We start from the raw sequence: 11883 nt of genomic DNA on the forward strand, positions 1-11883 counted from the left end.
CGACTTAGGTGGCATTGAAGGGGCAGACTGGTAACCATGAGCCACACTTCTGCCGAATCTGTCAGTAAAACCGAAAATTCAGTAGCCGAAGAAACAGAGCAGTTCTTCACTCTCTGGACGGTATTCAAGCGCTCCTCCGACGTCACGCGCAGCGGCGATGCTGCCGCGGACTTCGAAGCGTTGCTGGGCCGCCTGGCCGACGGCGGAGTGGTCCACCGGGGCAGCTACGACGTTTCGGCAATGCGGGCAGACGCGGACATCATGGTGTGGCTCCACGGACCCAAGCCCGAGGCCCTGCAGCAGGCCATCCGTGATATCCGCCGCAGCCCGCTTTTCGCCGGCACGGAGATCGCCTGGTCCGCCATGGGCGTCCACCGCGAGGCGGAATTTGCCAAGAACCACACCCCGGCATTTTCCCGCGGCGTGGAACCGGCCGAATGGCTGTGCGTGTACCCGTTTGTCCGCTCCTACGAGTGGTACCTGCTCCCCGACGCGGAACGCGGCGCCATGCTTCGAGACCACGGACTGCTGGGCCGCGACTTCCCGCAGGTCATCTCCAACACCGTCTCATCCTTCGCCCTGGGCGACTGGGAATGGATCCTCGGCCTGGAGGCCCCCGAACTGGTGGACCTCGTAGACCTGATGCGCCACCTGCGCGCCACCGAGGCCCGGCACCACGTCCGCGAAGAAATCCCCTTCTACACCGGCCGGCGGGTCACCGCCGACGAGATCGCTGAGGTCCTCGCATGAGCCCGCTTGAATCACAGGAGGCTCCGGCCTCCGTGACGGCCGTCAACCCGGTCACCGAATCCGGGCGTATGGCCCCGAAGGAATACGACGCCGTCCTCCTCGCCTCATTTGGCGGCCCCGAGGGCCAGGATGACGTCATCCCCTTCCTCCGCAACGTGACCCGGGGGCGCGGAATCCCGGACGAGCGCCTTGAAGAGGTCTCGCACCACTACCGTGCCAACGGGGGCATCAGCCCGATCAATCAGCAGAACCGCGAGCTCAAGGCCGGGATCGAAGCGGAACTCTCGGCCCGGGGCATCAACCTGCCCGTCTTCTGGGGCAACCGGAACTGGGACCCGTACATCCCGCAGACCCTCCAGGATCTGTACGACGCCGGCCACCGCAAGGTCCTGATGGTCACCACGAGCGCCTACTCCTGCTACTCCAGCTGCCGCCAGTACCGCGAGGACATCGGCATGGCGCTGACCGAGACCGGCCTGGACGGGAAGCTGGAAGTGGACAAAGTCCGCCAGTACTTCGACCACCCGGGCTTCGTGGAGCCCTTCGTGGAAGGGACCGCTGTCGGCCTTGCCGACGTCCGCGCCCAGCTTGCGGCCGCCGGTACTCCGGACGCACCGGTCCACATCCTGTTCGCCACGCACTCCATTCCCACGCGTGATGCCGAAGCTGCCGGACGCTCCGAGGGCGAGCCGCGCACGTTCGCTGAGGGCTCGGCCTACGTGGCGCAGCACCTGGCATCCGGCGCCGAGGTCATCCGCCGGGTCGAGGAAGAGTCCGGCCTGAGCGCCCCATGGTCCCTCGTCTACCAGTCACGCTCCGGCGCTCCCTCCGTTCCGTGGCTCGAACCCGACATCAACGACGCCATCGAGGAGCTCGCCGGCCAGGGTGTCAAGGGAATCGTGATCGTCCCCCTTGGCTTTGTCAGCGACCACATGGAGGTTGTCTGGGACCTGGACACCGAAGCACTGGAAACCTGCCGGAACCTGAGCCTCGCCGCAACCCGTGTGCCCACCCCCGGCACCCACCGCAAATTCGTGAGCGGCATTGTGGACCTGGTCTGTGAGCGCACTGCCGCGAACAATATTGCCGACCGGCCGCACCTGACTGACCTGGGCCCCTGGTATGACGTCTGCCGCCCCGGCTGCTGCGCCAACTTCCGGGGCGAGAAGCCCACCATCGCAGGAGCTGACACCTCAGTGGGCACAGGCCACGCCCCCTACCCTTCGGGTTCGGCTGACGCCCCGGCTGCCCAGGCGGCGGGACAGGACTCACTGTGACGGTCCGCATCGGGACGCGTGCCAGCAAGCTGGCGTTGACCCAGACCCAGCAAACAGCCGACCAGCTCGCCGCCATTGGCGGGTTCCCGGTGGAACTGGTGCACATCAGGACGGACGGGGACGTCCTGACTGGTTCGCTCTCGCAGATGGGCGGCACGGGAGTTTTTGTGGCGGCCTTGCGGGACGCGCTCCTGCGGGACGAATGCGACGTTGCCGTGCACTCGCTCAAGGACCTGCCCACCGGCGCCGCACCCGGGCTGAACCTCGCCGCGACGCCGAAGCGCGTCGACGTCCGTGACGTCCTCTGCGCGCGCGACGGTTTCAAGCTGGCCGACCTCCCGCAGGGCGCCCGGGTGGGAACGGGCTCCCCCCGCCGCGCGGCGCAGCTCCGTGCGGCCCGTCCCGACCTTGACGTCGTGGACATCCGTGGCAACGTGGACACCCGCCTGGGTCGTGTTCCCGGCCTGCCGGGCAACACCACGGATGCCGTGGTGCAGGGCAAATCCTGCGACCTCGACGCCGTCGTGCTGGCCGCCGCCGGCCTCGAGCGCATCGGCCGGCTGGACACCGTTACCGAATACCTCGAAACAGATGTCATGCTCCCGGCCGCCGGCCAGGGGTCGCTTGCCATCGAGTGCCGCACTGCCGACGCACCGCGAAGGCCGGGATCCACCGAAGGGTCCCAGGGGCCGCTGGCCCAGGCGCTGGCAGCCCTGGACGACACGGACACCAGGCTCGCGGTTACGGCCGAGCGGGCGCTCCTGGCCCGTCTGGAGGCAGGGTGCGCAGCCCCGGTGGGCGCCTACGCCTTCCGCAAGGGAAGCATGCTCTACCTGGAGGCCGCCGTCTGCGCTGTCGACGGGTCAGCCACCGTCCGCGACAAGCGGGCAACGGACGGGCTCACCGAGGTCGGCGCGACGCTTCTTGGCATCGAACTGGCTGAGGCGCTGCTGGCAGCCGGTGCAGCCGACATCGCGGACCTTGCCGCTTCCTGAACCGGCGGAGCCGGGCAGATGATGGGGCGGCGCAGTGCCCGCGGTGAGGGCCACCACGGGCTGCGGGTCCTCGAGGGCGCCCGCGTCCTGGTCACACGCAGCCCGGACCGGGCCGGGGCGCTCCTCGCGGCCCTTCGGGAAACCGGCGCCGAACCGCTGCTGCTGCCGCTGATCGACTTCGAACGCGCCCGCGACCTGCACTCCCTGGAAGTCGCCTTCGACGCCCTGGGCGCAGGAGCATACACCTGGCTGGTGATCAGCAGCGTCACCACGGTGCAGGCCCTCGAGGAACTCGCCCGTGAGCGGGGCTCCACGCTGAGCCGGTGGCTGCCCGGCTCCCTCCAGGTGGCCACCATTGGTCCCGCCACACGGCGCGAACTCGAATTGCGCGGAATCACTGTTGACCTGGCCCCGGCCCGGCTCCAGTCCGGCGTCGGACTCCTGGACATCTGGCCGCAAGGCCAGGGCAGCGTGTTCCTGCCCCAGGCAGACATAGCAGACGCCAGGCTTGCCGAGGGGCTGGAATCACTGGGCGCCAGGGTTCAGGCTGTCACCGCCTATCACACGGTGAACTATCCGGCCGATCCGGCCCGCAGCTTCACCCCTTCCGCCGGCAACGATGCGTCAGCCGCGCCACCGGGCACTGGAGTGCTCACCCCCGCCGAAGCAAAAGCAGAGCTCGACGCCGGGCGGCTCCACGCCGTCGTCGCTGCCTCACCCAGCGCGGCCCGCCGCATCCACGCCGGACTGTCGCCGCTGGGCGAGTGCAGGTTCGTGGCGATCGGGCGGTCAACGGCCGCTGAGGCGGAGTCGCTGGGCGTGCCGGTGGCCGCCATCGCTGAGGAACCCACAACATCCGGCCTGGTGTCCGCCGTCATCCAGGCCCTTTCACCTGGACATTCCACCCCACCGCCCGCCACCGAGACCTACGTGAAGGACAGAACATGAGCTTCCCGACCCACCGCCCCCGCCGGCTCCGCACCACCCCGGCCATGCGCAGGATGACGGCCGAAAACCGGCTGGCGGCGCCGGAACTGATCCTTCCGGCTTTCATCCGCGAGGGGCTCACGGAACCCAACCCCATCGCCTCCATGCCCGGCGTGGTGCAGCACACCACCGATTCGCTCAAGAAGGCTGCGGCCGAGGCCGTGGAACTGGGCGTCGGCGGAATCATGCTCTTCGGCATCCCCGCCGAGCGCGATGCCCGCGGCACCGCGTCGCTGGATCCCGACGGCGTGCTCAACAAGGCCATCCGGGACGTCCGCGCCGAAGTGGGCGATGACCTGGTGGTCATGAGCGACGTGTGCCTGGACGAATTCACCGACCACGGCCACTGCGGCGTCCTCGATGACGAGGGCTACGTGGACAACGACGCGACTCTTGAAATCTACGCGGCCATGGCCGTGGCGCAGGCGGACGCCGGGGCGCACATGCTTGGCCCCTCGGGAATGATGGACGGCCAGATCGGTGTGATCCGGCAGGCGCTGGAAGACGCCGGACACACCAACACGGCCGTGGTGGCGTATGCCGCAAAGTACGCCTCCGCGTTCTATGGTCCGTTCCGGGAAGCCGTGGATTCACAGCTCAAGGGCGACCGCCGCACCTACCAGATGGACGCCGCCAACCGCCGCGAAGCCATCCTCGAAGTGGAGCTGGACCTGGCTGAAGGCGCCGACCTGGTCATGGTGAAACCCGCCATGAGCTACCTCGATATCCTCGCCGACGTCGCCGCCATGAGCCCCGTGCCCGTGGCTGCGTACCAGATCTCGGGGGAGTACTCCATGATCGAGGCGGCCGCCGCCAACGGCTGGATCGACCGGCGCGCGGCCATCACCGAATCCGTGCTCGGAATCAAGCGGGCCGGAGCAAACATGGTCCTGACCTACTGGGCGTCCGAGCTGGCCGGCTGGCTGAAGGAGTCCTGATGAGCGACGCGTCCGTTACCGGAACCGGCGGGCCGTTGGCCCCCGCCGCTGCCCGCGCCGAAGCCCCCACCGCTCCCGTCGGCCCCGGGAAGGTCTTGCTCGGGCTGAACACTTTCGGCGACGTCGGGGTGTACCCCGACGGGCACCCGGTGCCGCACGCGCAAGTGCTTCGCCAGCTGCTGGAACAGGCGGAACTGGCGGACGACGTCGGACTCCATGCCTTCGGTGTGGGGGAGCACCACCGCAAGGACTACGCCGTCTCGGCACCCGAGGTGTTCCTGGCGGCCGCCGCCGCGCGGACCAAGCGCATCCGGCTGGGGTCGGCCGTGACCGTGCTGAGCTCGGATGACCCCATCCGCGTCTTCCAGCGTTTCTCCACGGTGGACGCCATCTCCAGCGGCCGCGCGGAAGTCATGCTGGGCCGCGGGTCCTTCATCGAATCCTTCCCGTTGTTTGGCCTGGACCTTGCCGACTACGAGATCCTCTTCGAGGAAAAGCTGGAGCTCTTTGACAAGGTCCGCGCGCAGAAGCCCGTTCACTGGGAAGGGCGGACCCGTCCGGCCATCAACGGGCTGAGCGTCTATCCGCCACTGGAGCACCATCTGCTGCCGGCCTGGATCGGCGTGGGCGGAACCCCGGAGTCCGTGCTGCGCTGCGCGCAATACGGTTACCCGATTATTTTCGCTATCATCGGCGGCGAACCGCGATCCTTCGCTCCGCTGGCCAGCCTTTACCGCGAGGCCATGGGCAAATACGGGCACCCGATGCAGCAAGTGGCCACCCATTCGCCCGGACATGTTGCCGAGACAGACGAGGAAGCGCGCGAGGAGTTCTTCCCGCACTGGCTGGCACTGCGGAACAGGCTCGGAGCCGAACGCGGCTGGGGCCCGGGAAGCCGGCACGAATTCGACGCCATGTGCACACCCGAAGGCGCCCTCTATGTGGGGTCACCGGAGACGGTTGCGCGGAAGATCGTCCTGCTCAAGCGGAACCTGGGCGTGGACCGCTTTGATCTCAAGTACAGCAGCGGCTCCCTGCCCCATACCGCCATGATGCGGTCCATTGAACTGCTTGGCACAGCGGTGGCACCCCGGGTGGACGAGCTCCTGTCCGGGCACGCATCCGGAAACTGAAAGAATAGGAACCATGACTTCCAGCTCTCCTCGCAATGAGGCACTCTTCGACCGTGCACGCCAGCTCATGCCGGGCGGCGTCAACTCTCCCGTCCGGGCCTTCGGCTCCGTGGGCGGTACCCCCCGGTTCATGGTGTCCGCAAAAGGCGCGTACCTGACCGATGCCGACGGCGCCGAGTATGTGGACCTGGTGTGCTCGTGGGGTCCTGCACTGCTGGGCCACGCCCACCCGGCCGTCCTCGAGGCAGTCCACGCCGCCGTGGACCGCGGGCTCTCGTTCGGTGCCTCCACCCCGGACGAAGCCAACCTGGCTGCGATCGTCAAGGAGCGTGTGCCGGCTGCCGAACGCGTCCGGATGGTGTCCACGGGAACTGAAGCCACCATGACCGCCATCCGCCTGGCCCGCGGCTTCACCGGGCGCGACTTGGTCATCAAGTTCGCCGGCTGCTACCACGGCCACCTCGACGGACTCCTGGCCGCGGCCGGATCCGGGGTGGCCACCCTGGCGCTGCCCGGATCCGCCGGCGTCACGGCCGCCACCGCCGCCGAGACCCTGGTCCTGCCCTACAACGACCTCGCCGCCGTGGAGGCCGCGTTCGCCGCCCATGGCAGCAACATCGCCGCCGTCATTACGGAGGCGGCGCCGGCCAACATGGGTGTGGTGACGCCCGGCGAAGGCTTCAACGCTGGACTGTCGCGGATCACCCGCGAACACGGTGCCCTGCTCATCGTGGACGAAGTCCTCACCGGGTTCCGTACCGGCTACTCAGGCTACTGGGGCCTCACCGGCGGCGCGGCGGATGCCGCTGAGCCGTACAGCCCGGACCTCCTCACCTTCGGCAAAGTCATTGGAGGGGGCATGCCGACGGCAGCCCTCGGCGGCCGTGCCGACATCATGGACTACCTGGCGCCGCTCGGTCCCGTCTACCAGGCAGGCACACTGTCCGGAAACCCCGTGGCCATGGCAGCCGGCGTCGCAACACTGACCCATGCCACCCCGGAGGTGTACTCGTTCATCGACGCACGCTCGCTGGAGCTTTCCGCTGCGCTCTCCTCGGCACTGGATGCCGCCGGGGTGGACCACTCCATCCAGAGGGCCGGCAACCTGTTCTCGGTAGCCTTCGGCACCTCGGCGCGGGGCGTCCACAACTATGACGACGCCCAGGGCCAGGAAGTGTTCCGGTACGCCCCGTTCTTCCACTCGATGCTGGACTCCGGCGTCTACCTGCCGCCCTCTGTCTTCGAAGCCTGGTTCCTTTCTGCGGCACACGACGACGCCGCCATGAACCGGATCTTCGACGCCCTCCCCGCCGCAGCCAGGGCGGCAGCGTCGGCAACGGTGCCGGCGGGATAACGGCTCATAACAAAAATCCCCGCCTCCCGGACGAATCCCCGCCACAAACGAGGGGGAAATGTCCGGGAGCCGGGGATTTCTTGCTAATGCTGAGTAGCGGAAGGCTTAGAAAGCCACCGTCACGTCACCGTTCGGCCATTCCTTCTCGATGAAGGCCTTGACCTCGGGGGAGTGCAGGAGTTCGTCCAGCTTCTTGATGCGGACGTCATCCTTGGAGTCTTCTCGCCAGGCCAGGAAGTTGGCGTAAGGGTTGTTCTCCACGGACTCCACTGCGAGGGCGTCCTTGGTGCTGAGGCCGGCCTTCAGGATGAAGTTGCCGTTGATCAGGGCAAGGTCCACGGACGGGTCCTTGAGGTCGTTGATCAGCAGTTCAGGCTGGTTCTCGGAGAACTTCAGCTTCTTGGGGTTCTGCTCGTCGGTCAGGGTCAGCACGGAGGAATCATCCTTGATGTCCTTCACCAGCCCGGCTACCTGGAGGACTTTGAGGGCCCGGACCTGGTTGGAGGGGTCATTCGTGATGGCGACCTTGGCGCCCTCCTGAATGTCCTTGATGTCCTTGACCTTCTCCGAGAACGCGGCGTACGGCTCGATGTGGACGCCTTCGCCGTGGCCGAACTTGTAGCCCTTGGTCTTGACCTGGTCCTCAAACCACGGCAGGTGCTGGTAGTAGTTGGCGTCCAGCGAGCCGTCGCTCAGGGCAGTGTTCGGCGTCTGGTAGTCCTCGATTTCCTTGATGTCCAGCTTCAGGCCGGCCTTCGGCGCGAGGTCCTGGTTGATGAACTCCAGGATCTTCGCCTGCGGGACCGGGCTGGCGCCGACGGTCAGGGTGGCCGGTTTGGCGGGGTCGAGGGTCGTGGCTTCGGAGCTCGGGCTGGACGAGCCGCCGCAGGCCGTCAGCGCCAGGGCGGTGACAATACCGGTGGCCAGGAGGGAGAGTGATTTACGCATCGGATGCGTTCCTTTCGAATTGCTGGGAGTCCGACGGCGGGCTTGCGCCCGGCGCCCGCTCCGGCACAGATGCAGCGGGCGGCTACCTGCTGCGGTGAAGATTGCCGCGGCCGTTGGACGACGGCCGAGGGTGATGGTTTAGCGGTGGTAAAGGCTTAGCGGTGGTCGAGGCTGCGGGAGATCTGTTCGCCCACGAGCTGGATGACCTGCACCAGGACGATGATCAGCACAATGGTCACGATCATGACCGTGACGTCGAAGCGCTGGAAGCCGTAGTTGTACGCCAGCTTCCCGAGTCCGCCGCCGCCCACCAGGCCGGCCATGGCCGAGTACCCCACCAGGGTGACCACGGTGGTGGTCGTGGCGGCTACCAGGGCCGGGAGTGATTCGCGCAGCATCACCTTGTTGATGACCTGCATCTTGGTGGAACCCATGACCTGGGCGGCGTCGATCTTGCCATGATGGACGTCCCGGAGGCAGGTCTCCACCAGGCGGGCAAAGAACGGAATGGTGCCGATGGACAGCGATACCGAGGCCGCCACAGGTCCCAGGCTCGTGCCGGTCAGCAGGCGGGCCAGCGGGATGAGGGCGACCATCAGGATTGCGAACGGGATGGAGCGGGTGATGTTCACGATGACGTCACTCATGATCCGGTTGGTGACAGGCATCGGACGCAGGCCGCCCGGCGCCGTGACGTGCAGGAAGACGCCCAGGGGCAGGCCAACCAGCACCGTAAAGAAGGCCGAAATTCCGACCATCTGCAGGGTTTCTACGATTGCTTCGGGCAGGGCCTTGGCAAGGACGGGGTTGCTGAAGATGTCGTTCATGGGTTCCTTCCCGTCACGTCGTTCAATTCCGCAGCATCCACTTCCAGGGGGTCCGCTTCGAGGGGGTCACTGGCTGCTGTACTGGTCGCAGCCAGCTTTGCGCCAATTCCGCGCTGGTGGAGATAGTTGAGGACGGCGTCGTAGTCCGCATTTTCAGCGAGCTGGACACGGAGGTGCCCGAACTGCTGTCCGCCCAGAGTTTCGACGCTGCCGGCCAGGACGTTCAGGTCGATGTCAAAGTGCCGCGCAACGCCGGTGAGGACAGGTTCCTTGGCATTGTCACCGGCGAAGAGGATTTCCAGGACCGGTCCGCCTTGAAGCGCCCCCTTCAGGGGCTCGGACGACGGCAGGGGAAGGAGCGCCTTGGCCAGTTTGCTCTCGAGGTCTCCGGCCACGTCCTTGAGGGCACCGTGCTCGATGATCCGGCCCTTGGACAGCAGCGAGACCGAGTCGCAAACGCGCTTCACGACGTTCATTTCGTGCGTGATGATGAGCACCGTCAGCTGCAAGCGCTTGGTCAGGTCCTGGATCAGGTCCAGGATTTCGTCAGTGGTCGCAGGATCCAGCGCCGAGGTCGGCTCATCGCACAACAGCACATCGGGGTCGGCGGCCAGCGCCCGGGCGATGCCCACGCGCTGGCGCTGGCCACCGGAAAGCTGGGAGGGGTAGGCGTTTTCGAAACCTTCGAGTCCTACAAGGGACAACAGCTCCGCAACCTTGGCCCGGATCTTGTCCTTCGGTGTTTTGACGAGTTCCAGGGGGTGGGCCACGTTGCCGGCGGCAGTGCGTGAGTCCATGAGGTTGGCATGCTGGAAAACCATGCCGATGCGGCGCCGCGCCGCACGGATTTCGGAGTCCCGGACGGAGCTCAGTTCTGTGCCGTCAATGCTGACGGAGCCGGACGTCGGACGATCCAGCAGAGTCAGGCAACGCACCAGGGTGGATTTTCCGGCGCCTGAATGGCCAATGATTCCGTGAATGGAACCTTTGGGAACGGAAAGGGTGACGCCGTCGAGGGCCACTACTTCCTTTTTCCCCTGGCGGTAGACCTTTCGAAGGTCAGTAACTGTGATCATTTATCCTCAGGAGGTTGGCCTCGGGCAGGGCATAGCACAAGCACGCTTTTGAACTTAATTATGTCAGCGGACCCTGAGGCGAGTCACTTCCGCATATTATTCGGCTCGAAGCGCTTGCAGCCGCATAAAGGTGCGCCAGGAACCCCCAGCGGCGCTACTCGTGCGGCCCCGCAGTTGCAGGCCAAATTGAATGGGACGAAGCTGCCGGCAGCTGAACGCGCCAAAGACTGTGATCCTCATCCCAGAGGGCGGGCCCCTCCCGGGTGCCCCGCTCGGGGCAGTGGCTAGAAGTCGCCCTTGCTGGCGTCCTCAGGGGGGAGGACGGGCCATTCGCCTTCGATCACGGCGGCGGGCTTGGTCTTGCGCAGATACGTCTGGAAGTCTGCGGCCTGGCTGGCCGCCCAGCCGACCTGCAGCTGATGGAGCTGCCCGGCTGCCATTCGCAGTTTGGGAAACTTGCCGGCCATGGCGTCCAGCATCCGGAGCGTCGCGAGGGCGTCCGCGGCGGACGTGTGGGCGTTGTCAAGGTTGACCTTGTATTCCTCGCACAGTGCGGTCAGCGTCCTCTTGCCCTTGCGGTACCGGTCCACCTGCTTGTTCATGATGTAGGGATCCAGCACGGGGAAGCGGTTCAGCTGCGGAATGCCGTAGCGGGCCGATTCGGCAGCCAGCACCGTGAAGTCGTAACTTGCGTTGAAGGCTATAACCGGGATCCCGTCGTCGAACAACCCCTGCAGCACGGAGGCCAGTTCGCGGGTCACCTCCGCGGCCGGACGGCCCTCCAGCCGGGCTTTTTCGGTTGTGACGCCGTGGACTTCGCTTGCTTCGGCGGGGATCTCGATTCCAGGATCCGCGAGCCATTCATGCTCCTTGATGACACTTCCGTCCGCGTCCACCACCGTGACCGACGCCGTGACGATGCGCGCGGCGCGCGAGTTGCGGCCGGTGGTCTCCAAGTCGAATGCAGCCCGCGGCCGCTTGTCCCACGTGCCGGTAGCCGTGCTGCCGGTGCTGGTGCTACTGGTGGTACTGGTGTTCCTGCTGCTCATACTTCAAAGCTACCTGCTGCCACCGACAGTTTTGTGCCAGGCCGGTGGCGTGCCGCCGCAAGGGACCCGCTACGCTGGATCCATGCGCACGGAGTATGTCGAGGCGGTGCTGGCCCTGGTCCGGCTCGTCCCTCCGGGATCAGCTGTGGCGTACGGGGACGTTGCTGAGCTCCTCGGGTCAGGCGGCGCGCGGCAGGTGGGCTCCGTCATGAGCCACCACGGCAGTTCCGTTCCCTGGTGGCGCGTGTTGAGGGCAAACGGCGAAGCACCGCAGGGGCTGGAAACCGAAGCCTTGACGTTCTACATCCAGGAAGGCACTCCGCTCCTTGGCCGCTACCTGGACTTCCTCCGGACCGGGGAAGGCCGGTGGCGCGTTGACCTTACCGAGGCACGGTGGGCCCCCGTCGACGGTGATTTTGACCTCATTGACCTGATTGCAGAGCGGTTGGAGCGGCGGCTCCATAAAATGTCCGTCCCCGATGATGAAATGACTGTGTGACACTTACCAGCGATTCCCCGGAGGTCCGGTCCGGGCAACGACTCCAGTCC

The 11883-nt window shown here is 66.4% G+C and carries 12 protein-coding genes; 8 read left to right on the forward strand and 4 right to left on the reverse strand.

Annotated features, from left to right (window positions below):
• The first annotated feature begins 36 nt into the window (after positions 1 to 36).
• From hemQ to hemL, 7 genes are read left to right on the forward strand one after another with little or no spacing between them, the layout of a single operon-like run.
• Positions 37 to 750: a hydrogen peroxide-dependent heme synthase gene (gene hemQ / locus JOE31_RS08795; protein ID WP_209743390.1), complete on the forward strand. Its 714-nt coding sequence runs from the start codon at positions 37 to 39 to the stop codon at positions 748 to 750.
• Positions 747 to 2027, forward strand: coding sequence for a ferrochelatase (locus JOE31_RS08800; protein WP_209743392.1), 1281 nt, complete (start codon positions 747 to 749; stop codon positions 2025 to 2027). Before hemQ ends, JOE31_RS08800 begins: the two co-directional genes overlap by 4 nt.
• Positions 2024 to 3022 carry a hydroxymethylbilane synthase gene (gene hemC, locus JOE31_RS08805; protein WP_209743394.1) on the forward strand — a complete coding sequence of 333 codons (999 nt, stop codon included), beginning with the start codon at positions 2024 to 2026 and terminating at the stop codon, positions 3020 to 3022. Before JOE31_RS08800 ends, hemC begins: the two co-directional genes overlap by 4 nt.
• Before the next feature lie 18 nt (positions 3023 to 3040).
• The gene (locus tag JOE31_RS08810; RefSeq protein ID WP_209743396.1) at positions 3041 to 3970 is read left to right on the forward strand and encodes a uroporphyrinogen-III synthase; all 930 of its coding nucleotides are present in this window, start codon (positions 3041 to 3043) and stop codon (positions 3968 to 3970) included.
• Positions 3967 to 4947 (forward strand): porphobilinogen synthase, encoded by a 981-nt coding sequence (hemB, locus tag JOE31_RS08815; RefSeq protein WP_209743398.1) that lies wholly within the window; start codon positions 3967 to 3969, stop codon positions 4945 to 4947. The genes JOE31_RS08810 and hemB overlap by 4 nt, the downstream gene beginning before the upstream one ends.
• On the forward strand, positions 4947 to 6080 hold the full coding sequence (locus tag JOE31_RS08820; RefSeq protein ID WP_209743400.1) for an LLM class flavin-dependent oxidoreductase: 1134 nt from the start codon (positions 4947 to 4949) through the stop codon (positions 6078 to 6080). Before hemB ends, JOE31_RS08820 begins: the two co-directional genes overlap by 1 nt.
• 13 nt (positions 6081 to 6093) lie before the next feature.
• Positions 6094 to 7434 (forward strand): glutamate-1-semialdehyde 2,1-aminomutase, encoded by a 1341-nt coding sequence (hemL, locus tag JOE31_RS08825; RefSeq protein WP_209743402.1) that lies wholly within the window; start codon positions 6094 to 6096, stop codon positions 7432 to 7434.
• A 105-nt stretch (positions 7435 to 7539) separates the two neighbouring features.
• Here the strand turns inward: hemL and JOE31_RS08830 are convergent, their stop codons facing one another.
• The 4 genes from JOE31_RS08830 to JOE31_RS08845 form a co-directional block, all read right to left on the reverse strand.
• A complete protein-coding gene (locus JOE31_RS08830; RefSeq protein ID WP_011692602.1) occupies positions 7540 to 8382 on the reverse strand; it encodes a MetQ/NlpA family ABC transporter substrate-binding protein in 843 nt (280 codons plus the stop codon).
• A gap of 155 nt (positions 8383 to 8537) precedes the next feature.
• Positions 8538 to 9209 carry a methionine ABC transporter permease gene (locus tag JOE31_RS08835; RefSeq protein ID WP_011692601.1) on the reverse strand — a complete coding sequence of 224 codons (672 nt, stop codon included), beginning with the start codon at positions 9207 to 9209 and terminating at the stop codon, positions 8538 to 8540.
• On the reverse strand, positions 9206 to 10285 hold the full coding sequence (locus JOE31_RS08840; protein WP_209743404.1) for a methionine ABC transporter ATP-binding protein: 1080 nt from the start codon (positions 10283 to 10285) through the stop codon (positions 9206 to 9208). The genes JOE31_RS08835 and JOE31_RS08840 overlap by 4 nt, the downstream gene beginning before the upstream one ends.
• Positions 10286 to 10569: 284 nt before the next feature.
• Complete coding sequence (locus JOE31_RS08845) at positions 10570 to 11334, reverse strand: 3'-5' exonuclease (RefSeq protein WP_209743406.1); 765 nt, start codon at positions 11332 to 11334, stop codon at positions 10570 to 10572.
• Positions 11335 to 11416: 82 nt separating this feature from the next.
• On the opposite strand from JOE31_RS08845, the gene JOE31_RS08850 reads away from it, so the two are divergent.
• Positions 11417 to 11833 carry an MGMT family protein gene (locus tag JOE31_RS08850; RefSeq protein WP_209743408.1) on the forward strand — a complete coding sequence of 139 codons (417 nt, stop codon included), beginning with the start codon at positions 11417 to 11419 and terminating at the stop codon, positions 11831 to 11833.
• Positions 11834 to 11883: the final 50 nt, after the last annotated feature.

It is taken from the genome of Arthrobacter sp. PvP023, from assembly GCF_017832975.1.
In the GTDB taxonomy this organism is placed as follows: Bacteria; Actinomycetota; Actinomycetes; order Actinomycetales; family Micrococcaceae; genus Arthrobacter.